Raw genomic sequence first — 16,592 nt, 5'->3', positions numbered from 1 at the left:
GTAGCGTCGGTGTGGACGAGAAAAGTGCCATCATGATCAAATGACCTATCTCGCGAATGAATCCCGTTATGAGTCCATGCCCTACCGTCGTGTCGGGCGCAGCGGCCTCAAGCTTCCCGCCATTTCGCTCGGTCTATGGCAGAACTTCGGCGATGACAAGCCGCTCGCCACACAACGAGCTATTCTTCGCCGGGCCTTCGACCTGGGCATCACCCACTTCGACCTGGCCAACAACTACGGTCCGCCCCCTGGGTCGGCCGAAACGAACTTCGGCCAGCTGTACCGCGAAGATTTCAGCGCCCACCGCGACGAACTCGTGCTCTCGACCAAGGCCGGCTACGACATGTGGCCGGGCCCGTATGGCAACTTCGGCAGCCGTAAATACTTATTGTCGAGCCTCGACCAGTCGCTCTCACGCATGGGCGTTGACTACGTCGATATCTTCTACTCGCACCGTGCCGACCCCGATACCCCGCTCGAAGAGACCATGGGTGCACTGCACACCGCCGTGACGAGTGGCCGCGCCCTCTATGCCGGCATCTCGTCGTACTCGCCGGCACGCACCCGAGAAGCAGCCGCGATTCTGGCCGACCTCGGCACCCCGCTGTTGATTCACCAGCCTTCCTACTCGATGTTCAATCGCTGGGTCGAGGACGACCTGCTCGATACGTTCGACGACATCGGCGTCGGCTGTATCGCGTTCTCGCCGCTGGCCCAGGGGCTGCTCACCGACCGCTACCTCGGTGGTATTCCGGCGGACTCCCGGGTCGCCCGGGATGGCTCGGCGAACAAGTCCATGGTGAGCGCGGAGGCGCTGACCCGTATCCGTGCCCTAACCGAGATCGCCTCCGAACGTGGTCAGTCACTCGCCCAGCTGGCATTGGCTTGGGTGCTGCGCAATTCAGCGGTGACCAGTGCGCTTATCGGCGCATCGTCGGTCGCCCAGCTCGAGGCGAACGTGGGGGCACTGCACAATCTCGACTTCAGCGCCGAGGAACTGGCCGCCATCGACGAGCACGCTGTCGATAACGGCATCAACCTGTGGGCGGCGTCGAGCGCGGTCTGATCACGGCTCGAGCAGACCGCGAATGTCTTCGGCGGTCAGCGCTGTGCTGAACATGGCGTCGTCGTCGAGCACAGCGTTGAACAGCTGCGATTTTTGCTTCTGGAGTGCCACGACCTTCTCTTCGATAGTGCCGGTCGCGACGAGCCGGTAGACCATCACGTTGCGGGTCTGGCCGATGCGGTGGGTGCGGTCGATGGCCTGCGCCTCGGTTTGCGGGTTCCACCACGGGTCGAGCAAAAAGACGTAGTCGGCTTCGGTGAGGTTGAGACCGAAGCCGCCCGCCTTGAGGCTGATCAGGAACACCGGCGCCGCACCGCTTTTAAACCGGTCGATCACTTCGCTGCGCCGCAACGTCGACCCGTCGAGGTAGCAATACGGAACACCCTGCGCGTCGAGCCGGGCGGCGGCGAGCTTCAAAAATGACGTGAACTGGCTGAAGACGAGTGCCCGGTGTCCCTCGCTGATGACATCGTCGAGCTGGTCGAACAGGGCGTCGAGCTTGCTCGAACGCACGCCCGCATACTTCTTGTCGACGAGGGAGGCGTCGAGGCTCAGCAGGCGCAGCAGGGTGAGCGAGCGAAAAATGATGAACCGGTTCTTGTCGAGTTCCTCGATCAAACCGTAGAGCTTCTGCCGTTCTCGCTGCAGAAACGTGTCGTAGAGCTTCTGGTGCGCCGGGTTCAGCGCGATCTGCAACTCCTGCTCCTGCTTGGGCGGCAGGTCACGGGCAACGACGTCCTTGGTCCGGCGCAAAATCAGCGGGCGGATGCGCCGCCGCAGCTTTGCGAGCCGCTCGGGGTTCTCGCCCCGGGTCACCGGCCGGACGTAGTCCTCGATGAATTTGCGCGATGAGGCAAACAGGCCCGGCGCGACAATACTGAACAGCGACCACAGATCCATCAGGTTGTTCTCCAGCGGAGTTCCCGTGATGGCCAGTTTGAACGGCGTGTTCAATTCCTTCGCGCAGGCATAGGCGCGGCTCGTGCGGTTCTTCACGAATTGCGCCTCATCGAGAATGAGGCCAGCCCAGGCCACCGCCTGGTACGCGTCGAAATCGAGACGGAACAACGCGTACGACGTGATGAGTACGTCGACGTCGGTGGCGGCATCCGCTATCAGCGTGCGGCTTTTTACCTCCGTCCCCGTGACGGTGCGTACCCGCAGCCCGGGCGTGAATCGAGTCGCCTCGTTCTGCCAGTTCGCCACAACGGATGTCGGTGCCACGACCAGGAACGGCCCCGGCCCAGAGACACTCGCGTGCACCAGCAGCGCCAGGGTCTGGAGTGTTTTACCGAGGCCCATGTCATCGGCGAGTACCCCGCCCAGCCGGTGCTTCCAGAGAAATGCGAGCCAGGCGAACCCCTCCTGCTGGTAGGGGCGCAGGGTGGCGCGCACGCCGCCCGGAAGGGAAGTCGGGTCGATGCCGGCCAGATTTTTGAGCCCGGCGGCGGCGGCCCGCCATGAGATGGCCGGCACTGTCTCGTCGGCGAGATCCTCGAAATCGCTCCATAAACTGGCCTGGTAGCGGCTGATGCGCAGGCCGGTCTCCCACTCCTGCAGTGCGCGGGCTTCGTTGATGAGTTCGTGCAGCTGTTCGAACTCGGGGCTCTGCAGGGAGAGATAGCTGTTGTCGACCAGTTTCAGGCGGGTCTGGCCCTTGGCGAGCGCCTTGAACAGCGGGCCGAATGGCACCGTGATCGCGCCGACGGTGACGATCACGCCGAGATCGAACCAGTCGCGCTGGTCGGTCTCCATCGTCGTGATCACCAAGTGCGGCACTTCGGTGCGCTCGAAGTCGTCGGGCAGTACCTCGGGAAAGCGCACCGAGGCGTCCGTGCTGGTGACCAGGACCGTGCGTTGCAGGGTCGGGTAGACGGAGCCGAGAAACTCGGCCGTATCCTCTGCGGGGACCATCGCCGCCTCGACGCGTCCGAGCAGGTGACGCTGCTCGCGGTTCAGCGGGCCAGCGGTCGGTGCGAGCGTGATTACGGTCGGCAGGCCGAACCGCACACTGTAGATGCCGTGGCCGGCGATGATTCCGGCGGCCTCGAGGGGGTGGTTCTCCCCGTCGATGTGCAGGCGGGCTTGCAGAACCAGGGGTCCGGCAGAATCTGTTCGGGAGGCGTCGACGCTGATCTCGGCGAGCGAACCGACCCGCACACACACCCCTTTCTTGGCGCCGACGAAGCCGATGCCGAGCTGTTCGGCCTCTCGCAGCAACGGCCAGAGCAGCGCACTGGTGAAGTTGTCGAGGTAGATCCAGTCGGTTTCCTGGCTTGTGTACACCTCGCGCACGGCCTTGTAGAGGGCGGCGAACTGGGAGATCCAGCGGTGGTGTTCGGGGTCGAGGTTGAACCGGTTCAGCTGAAAGGTGAGGTGGCTCCAGGTGACGTTGCTGCGCACCCAGTTACCCTTCGCATTCGAAATAACCGGCCGCACGCCGAGCCGAAACTCGCCGTGGCCGGGCTCGAGCGCTTTCACCGGCTTGGCCGTCGGCCCACGCCACCGGTCATTCGTGCGCGGAGTCTGCTCGCGCAGCTCGAACTGCAGCCCCATCGCCACTTTCGGGCCGGTAGCCAGTGCACGCGGTTGCCCGAAATTACCGATTCGCGGCAGAGCGGATGCCGGCGGCTCGGGCGCCTGCACCAGCCGCTTCCACGCGGGGGTCAGGTCTGGGCCGTCCGACATTCCCCTAGCTGTCGCTCTCTGACGGATTCAGACCGGCGGTGCCCAGCACCCAGGCGTAGTTGAACGCGCGCTCACGCCACGCGCTGTAGCGACCGGAGACGCCGCCGTGGCCGGCCGACATTTCGGTCTTGAGTAGGGCATCCGCTCCGACTTCCCGGAGCTTAGCGACCCATTTCGCCGGCTCGACGTAGAGAACGCGGGTATCGTTCAGGCTGGTCACGGCAAGAATATGCGGGTAGGCGACGGCGCGCACGTTCTCGACCGGGGAGTACGACTTCATGTAGGCGTACACCTCGGCATCGTGCAGGGGATCGCCCCACTCGTCCCACTCGATCACGGTGAGCGGCAGTGAGGGATCGAGAATCGAGGTGAGGGCGTCGACGAATGGAACCTCGGCGAGGATGCCGGCGAACAGCTCGGGCGCGAGGTTCGCCACGGCGCCCATGAGCAGCCCGCCGGCGCTGCCGCCCTCAGCGACCAGTTGGTTGGGGGTTGTATAGCCCGCGTCGATGATGTGCCGGGCGCAACTCACGAAGTCGGTGAAGGTGTTGCGCTTGGTCAGGGTCTTGCCGGTTTCGTACCAGGTTCGGCCGAGTTCGCCGCCGCCGCGCACGTGCGCGATGGCGAAGATCATGCCGCGGTCGAGCAGGCTGAGCCGGGCGATACCGAATCCGGGGTCGATGCTGTGCTCGTACGATCCATAGCCGTAGAGCAGTGTCGGTGCCGGGGTGCCGGGCAGGATGAGGTCGCGGCGGTAGACCAGCGAGATGGGTACCTGGGTGCCGTCTTCGGCGGTCGCCCACTCACGGCGCTGTTCGTACAGCGTGGGGTCATAACCGCCGAGCACCGGCTGCTGCTTGAGCAAGCGGCGCTCGCCGGTAGCCACGACGAGGTCGTACACCGTTGACGGGGTGACGAAGCTCGTGAAGCCGAATCGAATGGTCGGCTGCGTCCACTCCGGGTTGCCGGCCGAGCCGACGGCGAACAACGGCTCGTCGAAGTCGAGCTCGGTCAGTCCGCTCTCGTCGTGCCGATCGATGGCGATCCGGGTGAGGCCGTCCCGGCGGTACTCCACGACCAAAAAGTCAGCGAACGCGTCGACGCTTTCGAGGCGGATCTGTGGGTCATGCGGCAGCAGCATCCGCTGGGTGCCTCGCGGATCTTCTACTGCGACGCTGACCAGCTCGAAATTGACCGCGCCGCCGCCGTTATGCACGATCAGCAGGCGGTCTTCACCGTTGATGATGGCGTGCTCAACATCGTATTCGGTGTGGTCGTGCCGGGGCCAGACCACGGTGAAGTCACCGGTGGGGTCGCTCGCATCGAGCAGCCAGGATTCGGTGGTGACGCTGGAGCCGGCCTCGATCATGAGGAATTTGCGGCTGCGAGTGATGCCGATGCCGACCCAGAACCGTTCATCGGGTTCGTGAAAGATGCTTGTGTCAGTGGTTCGTGCGGCGCCGATTTCGTGCCGCCAGACGGTGTCGGGGCGCCAGGCGTCGTCGACGGTGGTGTAAAAAAGGTAGCGTCCACTCGGGTCGAACAGGGCGCCGGCGCTCGTGTTCGGGATAGTGTCTGGCAGGTTCTCGCCGGTCGCGATGACGCGTACCCGGATCGTATAGCGTTCGTCGCCCTCGACATCGACGGCGTACAGCAGTTGGGTGCCGTCGTCGCTGAGGTCGAAGCTGCCGAGCGAAAAGAACTCGTGGCCTTCGGCTTCAACGTTGTCATCGAGCAGGATCTGCTCGCCGGTCAGGCCGATCTGGTCGCTGCCGCTGATGAGGGGAGCGGCCCAGTCGATCGGGCTGCTGATGGGCGCGCGACAGTGAATGCCGTACTCCTGGCCCTCGACCGTGCGGGTGTAGTACCAGTAGTTTCCCCGGCGCACCGGAACACTCAGGTCGGTCTCCTGGGTGCGGTTTTTGATCTCGTTGAAAATCTGCTGCCGGAGCGGTTCCTGGTGGGCGGTGCGGGCATCCGTGTAGCTGTTCTCCGACTCGAGGTGGGCGATGACCTCGGGGCTGTCCTTGTTGCGCAACCACTCGTAGTCGTCGATATAGACGTCGCCGTGGTGTTCGCGATTTTGCGGCTTCTTGTATGCCAGGGGAGGTGTGCTCGGGCCAGAGGTCATCCCCCCAGCGTAGTTTGCGCGCGGGCGCGCGGGGGATGCCGTCCTCAGGATCCACGGCGTAGCCCGTGCCTCCAGACGGCGCCGGTCAAGGGAACCCCGGGGCGGTAGGCCAGGTGCGAAATCGAGGGAGCGTTCAGAACCTGCAGGTCGGCGCGACCGCCGACCTGCAGGGAGCCGACGGTATCCGCTCCCTGGTCTTGGCCGAGCGACCGGGCCGCACCGCGCGTCGCCGCCCAGACGGCCTCGCCCACGGTCAGGCCCATTTGCAGCACGGCCGTCGCCACGCAAAACGGCATCGACGTTGTGTAGGAGGTCCCCGGATTGCAGTTGGTCGCCAAGGCGATGGTCACGCCGGCGTCGAGCAGTCGTCGGGCCAGCGGAAACGGCTGCCGCGTTGACAGGTCGCAGGCCGGCAGCAGGGTGGCCACCGTCGTTCCCGCGGCCAACGCGTCGATGTCGGCCGGCTCCAGGTAGTTGCAGTGGTCGACGCTCGCCGCGCCCAGCTCGGCGGCGAGTCGCACGCCACCGCTGAAGCCGAGCTGGTTGCCGTGCACACGGATTCCCAGGCCGGCAGCCCGGCCGGCCAGTAGCACCTCCCGGGTTTCCTCCACGTTGAATGCGCCCTGCTCGCAGAACGCGTCGATGAACTGCACATAAGGTCGCACAGCAGTGAGCATCGGCCCGGTCACGAGGTCGAGGTAAATGCGACGGTCTATCCCGACGGGCACGATGTGGGCGCCGAGAAAGGTCACGATATCGGCCACCTGGGCGGCAGCGCGCGCCGAACGTGTTTCGCTTTCGACATCGAGCCCGTATCCGGTCTTTGTTTCGAGAAAGGTGGTGCCCTGCACTTCGGCCTCGTGGCGCAAACGCCGTGCCGTTGCCACGAGCTGTTCCTCGGTCGCGGCCCGCGTGGCGGCGACGGTCGTGTTGATGCCGCCCGCGGCATAGGGGTCGCCGGCCATGCGGGCCTCGAACTCCGCCGAACGGTCGCCGCCGAACACGAGATGGGTATGCGTGTCGACCCAGCCGGGCAGAACCGCGCGGCCGTCGACATCCGTTCGACGATCGGCCGCGGGAGCCTTCGCCGCGGCGCCGATCCAGAGAATGCGACCCGCGCCGATCACGAGGGCGGCATCGCGGCGTCGTTCGCCCGATTCGTCGTGGGTGGTCAGCTCACCGATACCCGTCACAAGCTCGGTACCGTCAGGCTCGGCCGCAGTCATCTTTCGAGCCTAACGAGCGCGTAAGTAAATAACTTAGACGTAGGCCGTTTTGGGTGTCATGGTTGTGCTGCGTCGGTTGCCGTGGAGGTCGAAGAGTCGTTGGCGGTCAAGTTCGCCGCGTTGTTTTCTGGGCGCGTGGAATGCGGCGCGCTCTGAGGACACGACGTTCAGGATATCCGGCCCGCGGGCCCCACTCGGTGGCACTCGGTGGCACTCCTGGGTCCAGCGCGCCCAGCAACGCGCGTGAGCCGGCGGCACCCGAGGTGCCGCCGGCTCACGTTCTCACGCTGTTCTCACAATGGATGGACTACTGGAGAGGCTTGAGGTCCGCCTTGGGCGAGCCCTCCACTCTGAAGATGCCCCACAGGCCCTGGTTGACCTGGTTCTCCAGACCGCCGTCCCGGTAGAGGTAGTCCCCGGGAAGCTTCTGGCGTCCACCGGCCCCACCGAGCAGGTTGTAGTTGAAGGCGTTGCCTGTGAGCAGACCGCCCTCAGCTGTCTTGATCATCGCGTTCGGGTCGCTTGGCTGGTAGCGCCACCCGTGCCCGTTCAGGCTGAAGGTGTGTGGCCGGTCGCGGTCACCACCCGATACGAGCCGCAGGTGCGTCTCGTCTCCGACATAGGCCCGCACGAGCGGTGTGGCCGGGTCGCCGTGCACCACCGACGACATGACGTTGGCCACCTCTGGGTCCTTCGCCAGGCGAGGGGCGAAACGCTCGGTCGTGTAGTTGATGCCCCGGTGCCCCTGGTCGCTGGGTTCGCCCTCCGCTGGGTAGGGGAGGATGGCCCCGGCCTTGTCTCGCAGGATCAGACCGTCGACCCAGTTGAGCACAGCCTCGCGGAAGCTGCGTTTGACGCCGGCGGAGTCGGTGTAGGTGACGTTGGCCTGTGCGCCCGAGGTGATCGCAACCCCGGAGTTGGGGTTGACGTATGTCGAGCCCTTTGGCTCGATCAACAGCGACCCGTAGGATCCGTGGTGGCGACTCCCACGCCGGTCAGCGAAGTCGAGCAGGTTCGCTGCGCCGTCCTCGACCGCGGCATGGACATACCACGTGTACTTTGTCGTAATTCCTGGCGCGACGGTCTGGTCGTAGTTGTACCCGACCGTCGCCCCGTCGGAGTCAATGACGTTGTAGGTCAACAGGTTTGGGTGCATGGACACCCGGTTGGAACGTGGGAAGTTCGTCACGTCCGCAGGCAACGGTAGGTCACCGGTGTGCGCTGCGGGCGTCCGCGGCAGCTCGTTCTTGAGCGTCACCGTGACGCAGTCACCCACATTCGCTCGGATCACCAGGGGCTCAGTCTTCATGGCACCCGTGCGAACCTTGGTCACATCCTCGCTTCGCACGAACATCGTGCCGTACGGGTCGTGGTCACCTGACTTCGCGTTATACACGATGTCCTTGGCGATGGCCGACACGTTGACAGCGACCGCCCTTGACCCTGTCGGGCACGGGGTGACCGAACCCAGTGATCCTGTTGGAGCAACCTTGAGCGCGTCACCGGGCTTCAGGGCTGGCCACGCGTCGCCACTTCCAGGAGCTGCCCGGTCGGGCAGCGGCTGGAGGTCGGGGACCGCATTCTTGGGGACCCGGAACAGACCCCACATCCCCATCCACTGGTCCTCAAGCAACGGGGAGCCATACAGGTAGTCACCGGGGGAACCGGCGCCGTCCTGCAGGATCGACGGGGTGCCGTTGGCGACGCTGTTCGAGGCTTTGGCGACTGTTGCTGCAGCACCGGGGTTGGTCTTGACCACCTGCGAGCCCTGCAACTCGTAGTTGAAGTACTCCGCGAGCGAGAGGGTCTGGGTGTCGACCGTCCGAGACAGGGGATTGTCCGGCTCATTCAGCCAACGGTGACCGTGAAGGTTGAACTCGTGCATCTCCTCGTGGGAGCCAGCCACGTTGCGGATGACCACAGGGTCCTTCGAGTACGCCCTCAGGAGCGGCGTATCGGGATCGCCGTTGACCGCAGATGAGTAGGTGTACGCGGGGTCGCCCTTAGCGCCGTGAACCCCAGGTTTCGTCCGGATCTGGAACGGGGCGTTCTTGTAGTTGATCGAGTAGCCGCCCTGGTCCTGGCCGTAGTTGTCCGGTGCCGAAGGTGGATTGATCGGTGGACCAGTGCCGTTGTCCTTCCACATGGGCGTTCGGTCGGAGTAGAAGATGGTCATCTCCCGGAAGTCCGGGCCGCTGGCTGAGCGGATATCGGCCATGGGGCCGACCCCGTTCGTCGCAGCACCAGTCTTCGGATCGTGCCACGTGGCGTCAGCGGGCTCGACGTTCATCGCGGCATAGAGGCCCTTCTGCTGGTGCAGGTTGGCGTACTGGTGGTCGTGGAAGAAGGTCGTCCGCAAGGCTGTGTCCACGAACCACCGATAGCCGTAGGTCTGGCCAGGCATCGCCGAGGAACTGTAGTTCCAGCCCACGCTGGTGCCGTCGGAGGCAACCTGGTCGAACTTGACCAGGTGCACGTGTGTCGAGACCTCGGACGTCTCCTCGGTGGCCATGTAATCACCGTCGAGGCGGTTCACGTGGTCGAGGGGGACGTCGGGATTCTCGTCGAGGTGCAGGTCATTGGTGGTGAACAGCTGAACGCACTCACCAACCCTGGACCGGATGGTGTACGGCTCGGGTGCCTTCTGTCCTGTCCGCACAGCGACCGCATCGGATTCCTCCACGTAGACCCTTCCCTGCTTGTCCTTCCAGCCCGCGGAGTTGTAGGTGATTGGGGTGTCGATGACGTGTGGCCGGTAGACCCGTGTTGGTGCAGTTGTCGGACACGGGTCGATGTAGCCGTTGCCGGGCTTGTCCGGGTCAAGAGCAGGCATCCCTGCGGCCTCAAGCGCGGTCGGGCCACGGGGGGCATCGCCGGGGCGACGAATAGCAGCGAAGGTGTCCTTGACCACCGCGTTCGGCGGCCGGTAGGCACGCTGGCCGACGTCACCCTTGACGAACAGTGGAAAACCGGGCTGTGCTGCGGTCGGGGCCGCCGTGGCGCCTGCCCGGTTCGGCAGCTCCTGCAGTGCCTCCAGGGGCGTGCCGTCGGCATACTGTGCCGTGCCGTCGCGCAACTTGTCGAAGATGCGCAGGTGGCCCCAGAAACCCTGGGCGAAGTGCGGGTAGAGGTGGCAGTGGAAGATCGTGTCACCGACCGTGCGCTGGGTACCGCCGGCACCTCCCTCGATCTTCAGCTCCCGAGCCTCATGTGGGCCAAACGACTGGACGTCGTTAAGCGGTGACTTCGGGTTATTCGGGTCGGCGTTCCAGCGCTGAGTGTGCTGGTGCCATGGGTGGGTCTCCTTGGCGCCCGGGTGGACGACGTGGAACTTCAGCGGGTCACCGACGTACCCCTTCGGGATCAGGTTGTCCGAATCGGTCACCTTCACGCCGTCGACGGTTCGGGTCAGCTTGCCCTCGTCGCCGAAGACCCACGACTGCAGGTGGGACTCCTCGCCCATGCACTTGGCGCCGGGGTCGTCGACGACCTTGCCGAGCTCGGGCACGTAGCCGTTGCAGAAGTTGTCAGTTGGGGCATAGGTCTTGCCGTTGGGGAGCGTGATGGTCTTGGCCACGCCACCCGGGTTCTCCGGAGTGACGGTCCCACGGTGCTCGAGGATGGCCCGCAGCCGGTTGCGCAGCGGCTCCGAGCGGTAGTTGATGCCGAAGGTCGAGTCCCTCAGCCCGGTCGTCGGGAAGGTCGCTTCTTTCCCGTCCCGGTCCAGGACGCCCTCGTTCTCGTCGAGGAAGATCATGACGGCCGAACGGGTCGAGGCCTCGCCTGCCCGGATGTCGGCGAACAGCTGGGACTCGACGGCGCGCCCGCCCGTGAGCAGATCGGCCCCGGTGATCTGATTGTGCCAGGTCGAGTCCTTCGGGTGCACGACGACCGCGCCGTACAGGCCGTTCTGGACGGTGGTGTGCTTCGGGTCGTTCGGGTCGAGGTTGGCGTTGTCGTACAGCGGCGCCTCGCCCTCCCGGTCGGCGTACCAGGTGTAGGTGCGCTCGGTGCCCGTGGAGATGGTCGTGTCCGGGTTTAGGCCCACCCGCGCGCCGTCGGAAGTCTTCACGTCCGCTTGAACGAGGCCCTGGGTGGACAGGCCGATTCGCCGGCCCGCGATGTCGTTGCGTACCTTGACGGACACGCAGTCACCGACGTTGGCGCGCACGACGAGCGGCTGGGTGAGGTTGGGGTTGGCAAGGATTTTTTCCTTGTTTACCCTTGCATCGGCGTTCTTGAGGGCATACATCAGGCCGTTGGGCAGCTTGTCGCCCCAGCCGTTGAGAGGGATGGTCACCTGGAAGGCGGCCAGGTCGTACTCAATAGCGCGGGCACCGGCCGGGCAGACCCCGTTGGCCGGGGTGATCGGATCGCCAATGACAGCTGTCGCCGACGAGGAACCCATCAGAGCGGAAGTCGTCATCACGACAACACCGCCCGCCGCCACGGCGATAACCAGGCGAGAGCGGCGTGGCGTCGGGGCCACGACAGGCCGGGCACGCCGTGTCGGCGTCGGGGCCACGACAGAGCGGGTACGCCGTATCGGCTTCGGGGCATACCCACCGGTCACGTCATCGCTTCGGCGCATGCCCAGGACGAGGCCTGCCAGGGCGAGGAGCAGAAGCACCGGGAACACGCGAGCGGCCTCGATGGCTCCGTGCTCGAAGAGTGCAGCACCCGAGGTCGACTCCATGTGGCCGCCCGTGGCCGATTCGGCTACCGCTGCGCCAGTAGTGCCAGCGGAAGAGGCGCCGCCGTTGTGCGCAGCGTGCGGGTCGGCAGCGGCGGCGGCAGCGGAAGGGGCCTCAGCGGCGCCGTTGTGGGCAGCGTGCGGGTCGGCAGCGGCTTTGGCGGAGCCATTGGCTTGGCCCGTCTTGGCCAACCATGCCGCCGAGGGCTGGTGCGGGTGGAACCCGGGCTTGGTCGCGGCAGCGACCGGGGCGCCTGGCGCGCCAGGTGGCGGGACGGCACCAAGTGCGACACTGGCGCCAGGAGCTGCCTGGGCAGCCGGTGCGACAGCTGAGGAAACCGCCTGGGCGGCGGAGGCATGCTCGGAGGGGAAGATCAGCGTGTGGCCGATCGCACCTGACATGAACACAGCCGTGGTGACACCGACGACCGCGACCGTGGCGCGAGCCAAGGAGATCATCCGAGATGCCGGCCGCAGGCGAGCGATCATCGCGAACACGACCAGGACGGCCGGGACCACTAGCACAAGCGACAATGTCCCGTCCCGAAGGAAGTGCACCGCTGAGGTGCCCGAACTCCAGTCTTGCTGGGCAGAGGCTGCGTGAAGCCCGTGGAGCCAGGCCGTGCCGCCATAAGCGAGCACCACCCCCATGCCGACGCGAGCTCTCATAGAAATGTTCATCGGTCTCCCTGTAACGGCATTGATGGTGTGCTGAGGTCAAGCCGAACCTCTGAGCTGGAACAAATCAGGGCGGAGTGGCTTGGTCACGGGTGTGGTGATCCACGGGGCAACCTTGCTCGGCCGACCTTGAGAAAACCTTGAGCTAGAAATGGTCATCCGGGAGTCAAGACCCGGCTTCCGCGCGGTGTGGCAGTAGTGCGCGATCGAGGTCCCCGCTGTCACCCGACAACGGGCCACCAAGGTCGACAGGCGCACAATGCTCAAGGTCGCCACGGGACTGCCCTGGGGCGCTGGTGACGTCGACTCTTGAGATCTCATGACGGTCCCGCCTTCGCGGCGTGAATCCGGTTGCCGTGGAGATCGAAGAGTCTGTGCCACCGGGCCGACGAGCTGGCCGAGCAGGGTCACGGGGTGTCCGCGCCGACCGTGGCGGGCCTGCTGCGGGAGGAGAGTTTCAGCCTGCAGGGCAACGCCAAGACCATCGAGGGTGGCCGTCACCCGGACCGGGATCCCCAGTTCGCCCACACCAACGCCGCGGTCGAAGAGTACCTAGCGGCCGGCCAGCCGCTAACCAGCCACGAAGTCATCGTCAACCTCATTGCCGGTACCACTACCCGTACAGGCCTAACCGTCACAGCCAGACTCGACGACACGATCTACCCCAAAAGCATCAAGATCACCGACCGCGAGATGGCAGACCTGGAAACCCAACACCTCACCAAACATGGCTTCCACGGCGACTGGAACTACACCGTAAGCCCAGCAGATCAACCCTGAACTACGCGTGTTGTTGATTTACAGGCCCTAGCGAGCGCGTCGGTCATCAGTGCTGCCGGCCGCTCGCCGCCGATCAGCTGGCCACACTCGGCTACCAGTCGTCCGCCCACGAAAACGCGCAGTACATCGGAGGCCGTGGCGGTCAGCGGCAGTTGCCCGGCAAGGGAGCCGACCGTGCGCACCCCGGTCGTGCTGATCTCGACAAGATCGCATAGATCACCCGGTTGCAGCCGGTGGCGTCCGAGTCCAAGGGCGGCATAGCCGGCGGTCGACGCGGCTGCCAACAAAGCGGCGGGGGCGAAACGTCCGCGCTGCTTCGAGACGAGTCGTTCACCCATTTCGAGGCCGCGCATCTCCAGGAATGGGTCGATGACCGCGTTTTGATCGGAGCCGAGCGCAATCGGCGAACCGGCCGTGGCGAGGGCGTGCGCCGGGCCGACGCCGTCGCCGAGGTCGGCCTCGGTGGTCGGGCACATCACCACGGTCACGCCGGCGTCACCGAGCAGGGCCCGGTCGGTGTCGCTGAGGTGCGTAGCGTGCACGACACTCAGGCGTGGCGCGAGTGCCCCGACCGACTCGAGTAGGCCGGTCGGGGTCAGGCCGTAGGCGGCCAGGCAGTCCCTGTTCTCCAGCGGCTGCTCCGAGAGATGGATATGTAGGGCGACCTCTCGTGGCAGCCCTGCGAGCACCTCTCGCATCGCGTCGGGCGTGACGGCCCGCACCGAGTGCAGAGCCGCCCCGAGGGTCACCAGGTCGTCGCCCGCGAGCTGCGCGCGCAGCGACTGCCAGCGGGCCAGCCACCCGGCGGCACTTCCGTCGCTGAACGCGCGTTGCTCCGGTGCCAGTTCCCGACCGATGCCGCCCGTCAAATAGAGCGTGTCGAGTAGCACCAAACGGATGCCCACGGCCCGCGCCGCCGCCGCAAGCGCCAGTTCCATAGCGTGCGCTGGCTCATACGGTGCCCCGTCCGCGCGGTGATGCACGTAGTGGAACTCCCCGACGGCCGTGTACCCGCTCACGAGCATCTCCGCAAACACCGCGGTAGCCAGCGCCTGGTAGTTCGACGGGTCGAGCTGGGCGGCGACCCGGTACATCCGCTCGCGCCAAAGCCAGAAATCACCGCCATCCCCGTGGGTCTGGCCCCGCAAGGCCCGATGAAATGCGTGCGAGTGGGCATTACCGAACCCCGGCACAACCGTTCGCAAGCGGATGTCCGCCGCCTTCGCAGGCTCAACCTGAACGCGCGTGATGCGACCGGCCGGGTCGACTTCGAGCCGCATCCCTGCGATGTGGACCCCGTCGATCAGCAAGGATTCGCACCAGAACGCGGTCACCGCAGATCCCGCACGAGTTGTTCACGGGCGTCGATTCCGGCCACGCGGTCCGCGGCTGCGGCGAATTCCTCGGTGAGGCTGGTGGAGCATCCGTTTTGTTCAGCAGGCTGCTGGGGCATTTTTACTCTTCCCACATGGGCACGCGCAGGCCGCGCTCGCGGGCCACCTCTTCGGCCCGCTCGTAGCCGGCATCGACGTGACGCATGACCCCGGTGCCCGGGTCGTTGGTGAGCACCCGCTCGATCTTCTCGGCGGCCAGCGCGGTACCGTCGGCGACGATCACCTGCCCGGCATGGATGCTGCGGCCCATTCCCACGCCACCGCCGTGGTGAATGGATACCCAGGTCGCGCCGGAAGCGGTGTTCAGCAGTGCGTTCAACAGCGGCCAGTCGGCGATCGCGTCGGAGCCGTCCTTCATATCTTCCGTTTCGCGATAGGGCGAGGCGACCGAGCCGGAGTCGAGGTGGTCGCGGCCGATCACGATCGGCGCGCTGAGTTCACCGGAGGCGACCATCTCGTTGAACTTCAGCCCGGCGCGGTGTCGTTCCTGGTAACCGAGCCAGCAAATGCGCGCCGGCAGGCCTTCGAACGCCACCTTTTCCTGGGCTTTGGTGATCCAGCGGTGCAGCCCGGCGTTGTTGGGAAACAGTTCGAGAATGGCTCTGTCGGTGGCGAGGATATCGGCCGGGTCGCCCGAGAGCGCCACCCAGCGGAACGGACCTTTACCCTCGGCGAACAGCGGACGAATGTAGGCGGGCACAAACCCGGGAAAATCGAAAGCTCGCCCGCAGCCGCCGAGCTGCGCCTCGGCGCGAATGGAGTTGCCGTAGTCGAAGACCTCAGCGCCGGCATCCTGAAATTCGACCATGGCCTGCACCTGCTTGGCCATCGTGGCGCGGGCACGCGTGGTGAACTCGTCCGGTTTCTCGGCCGCGTAGCTGTGCCATTGGTCGACCGTGACGCCCTCGGGCAGGTAGGAGAGCGGGTCGTGCGCGCTGGTCTGGTCGGTGACGATGTCAATGGGTACCCGGCGGGCCAGCAGCTCCGTGAATACGGTCGCGGCATTGCCGACCAGGCCCACCGACAGGGCCCGGCGTTCGGTCCTGGCTGCGAGCACCCGGGCGATCGCCTCGTCGATATCGTCGGTCATCTCGTCGAGATAGCCGTGGTCGACGCGGCGTTGCAGCCGGGCCGGGTCGACGTCGACGATGAGCACGACACCGTCATTCATGGTGACGGCGAGCGGCTGTGCGCCGCCCATGCCGCCGGCCCCGCCGGTCAGGGTCAGGGTGCCGGCCAGGGTGCCGTTGAATTTTTTGGTAGCGACGGCACCGAAGGTCTCGTAGGTGCCCTGCAGGATGCCCTGGGTCCCGATATAGATCCAGGATCCGGCGGTCATCTGCCCGTACATGGTCAGCCCGAGGTGCTCGAGGCGGCGAAACTCGGGCCAGGTAGCCCAGTCGCCGACGAGATTGGAGTTGGCGATGAGTACGCGCGGCGCCCACTCGTGGGTGCGAAAGACGCCGACCGGTTTGCCCGACTGGACGAGCAGGGTTTCGTCTTTTTCCAGCGTTTCAAGCGTGCGCACGATCGCGTCGAAGCATTCCCAATTGCGGGCGGCCTTGCCCGTACCGCCGTAGACCACGAGGTCGTCGGGGCGCTCGGCAACGTCCGGGTCGAGGTTGTTCATGAGCATGCGCAGCGGTCCCTCGGTCTGCCAGCTTTTCGCGGTCAATTCAGTGCCGCGGGCGGCGCGAACGGGGCGTGCGGTGTGAGGGACTGTCATGGGCATCTCCTTCGATAACAAATCCGCCGACGCGATGGTCGACCATGGCGTTGAGCTCGGCCGACGACTGCTGGACCGAGAGCAGCAGCTGGTCCTCCTCCTCGGCGAAGACACAACCGGCAGCGCGCAGTCGCGCGATCAGGTTGGCCGTGGTTGCTGACATGGACGTCTCCTGTCGAAGCCGGCGAAGCAGGAGCATCCTACGCCCGG

10 protein-coding genes are annotated in these 16,592 nt (G+C 65.6%); 2 read left to right on the top strand and 8 right to left on the bottom strand.

Features of this window, described 5'->3' with window-relative positions:
* Nucleotides 1-40 precede the first annotated feature (40 nt).
* A complete protein-coding gene (gene mgrA, locus E3T27_RS10125) occupies nt 41-1,066 on the top strand; it encodes an L-glyceraldehyde 3-phosphate reductase (protein WP_134572547.1) in 1,026 nt (341 codons plus the stop codon).
* On the opposite strand, the gene E3T27_RS10120 is transcribed toward mgrA, so the two are convergent.
* The 4 genes from E3T27_RS10120 to E3T27_RS10105 form a co-directional block, all read right to left on the bottom strand.
* Entirely contained in the window at nt 1,067-3,754 is a 2,688-nt protein-coding gene (locus tag E3T27_RS10120; protein WP_134572545.1) for a DEAD/DEAH box helicase, read from the bottom strand.
* Between the two features lie 4 nt (nt 3,755-3,758).
* Nucleotides 3,759-5,885 carry a S9 family peptidase gene (locus tag E3T27_RS10115; protein ID WP_134572543.1) on the bottom strand — a complete coding sequence of 709 codons (2,127 nt, stop codon included), beginning with the start codon at nt 5,883-5,885 and terminating at the stop codon, nt 3,759-3,761.
* Nucleotides 5,886-5,929: 44 nt separating this feature from the next.
* Nucleotides 5,930-7,111 (bottom strand): imidazolonepropionase, encoded by a 1,182-nt coding sequence (hutI, locus tag E3T27_RS10110; protein WP_134572541.1) that lies wholly within the window; start codon nt 7,109-7,111, stop codon nt 5,930-5,932.
* Nucleotides 7,112-7,418: 307 nt separating this feature from the next.
* Complete coding sequence (locus E3T27_RS10105) at nt 7,419-12,485, bottom strand: multicopper oxidase domain-containing protein (protein WP_134572539.1); 5,067 nt, start codon at nt 12,483-12,485, stop codon at nt 7,419-7,421.
* A gap of 348 nt (nt 12,486-12,833) precedes the next feature.
* Here E3T27_RS10105 and E3T27_RS10100 point away from each other — a divergent pair, with 348 nt between their 5' ends.
* Nucleotides 12,834-13,262: an ISAzo13-like element transposase-related protein gene (locus tag E3T27_RS10100; RefSeq protein ID WP_166786174.1), complete on the top strand. Its 429-nt coding sequence runs from the start codon at nt 12,834-12,836 to the stop codon at nt 13,260-13,262.
* On the opposite strand, the gene E3T27_RS10095 is transcribed toward E3T27_RS10100, so the two are convergent.
* From E3T27_RS10095 to E3T27_RS10085, 4 genes are read right to left on the bottom strand one after another with little or no spacing between them, the layout of a single operon-like run.
* The gene (locus E3T27_RS10095) at nt 13,253-14,596 is read right to left on the bottom strand and encodes a formimidoylglutamate deiminase (protein ID WP_134572535.1); all 1,344 of its coding nucleotides are present in this window, start codon (nt 14,594-14,596) and stop codon (nt 13,253-13,255) included. The two genes, E3T27_RS10100 and E3T27_RS10095, sit on opposite strands and share 10 nt — an antisense overlap.
* Nucleotides 14,593-14,715, bottom strand: a complete 123-nt coding sequence (locus E3T27_RS17185; RefSeq protein ID WP_255408782.1) for a hypothetical protein — start codon at nt 14,713-14,715, stop codon at nt 14,593-14,595. The genes E3T27_RS10095 and E3T27_RS17185 overlap by 4 nt, the downstream gene beginning before the upstream one ends.
* A gap of 2 nt (nt 14,716-14,717) precedes the next feature.
* Nucleotides 14,718-16,382, bottom strand: a complete 1,665-nt coding sequence (gene hutU / locus E3T27_RS10090) for a urocanate hydratase (RefSeq protein ID WP_134572533.1) — start codon at nt 16,380-16,382, stop codon at nt 14,718-14,720.
* A complete protein-coding gene (locus E3T27_RS10085) occupies nt 16,333-16,545 on the bottom strand; it encodes a hypothetical protein (protein ID WP_134572531.1) in 213 nt (70 codons plus the stop codon). The genes hutU and E3T27_RS10085 overlap by 50 nt, the downstream gene beginning before the upstream one ends.
* Nucleotides 16,546-16,592 lie beyond the last annotated feature (47 nt).

The organism is Cryobacterium lyxosi, assembly GCF_004403345.1.
Lineage (GTDB): Bacteria > Actinomycetota > Actinomycetes > Actinomycetales > Microbacteriaceae > Cryobacterium > Cryobacterium lyxosi.
This window is presented reverse-complemented; position numbering and strand designations above follow the sequence as displayed.

Bases quoted from the DNA above. Each gene is read 5' to 3' on its own strand.
- mgrA (WP_134572547.1), top strand. From the start codon at position 41: ATGACCTATCTCGCGAATGAATCCCGTTATGAGTCCATGCCCTACCGT.
- E3T27_RS10120 (WP_134572545.1), bottom strand. From the start codon at position 3,754: ATGTCGGACGGCCCAGACCTGACCCCCGCGTGGAAGCGGCTGGTGCAG.
- E3T27_RS10115 (WP_134572543.1), bottom strand. From the start codon at position 5,885: ATGACCTCTGGCCCGAGCACACCTCCCCTGGCATACAAGAAGCCGCAA.
- hutI (WP_134572541.1), bottom strand. From the start codon at position 7,111: ATGACTGCGGCCGAGCCTGACGGTACCGAGCTTGTGACGGGTATCGGT.
- E3T27_RS10105 (WP_134572539.1), bottom strand. From the start codon at position 12,485: ATGAACATTTCTATGAGAGCTCGCGTCGGCATGGGGGTGGTGCTCGCT.
- E3T27_RS17185 (WP_255408782.1), bottom strand. From the start codon at position 14,715: ATGCCCCAGCAGCCTGCTGAACAAAACGGATGCTCCACCAGCCTCACC.
- hutU (WP_134572533.1), bottom strand. From the start codon at position 16,382: ATGACAGTCCCTCACACCGCACGCCCCGTTCGCGCCGCCCGCGGCACT.
- E3T27_RS10085 (WP_134572531.1), bottom strand. From the start codon at position 16,545: ATGTCAGCAACCACGGCCAACCTGATCGCGCGACTGCGCGCTGCCGGT.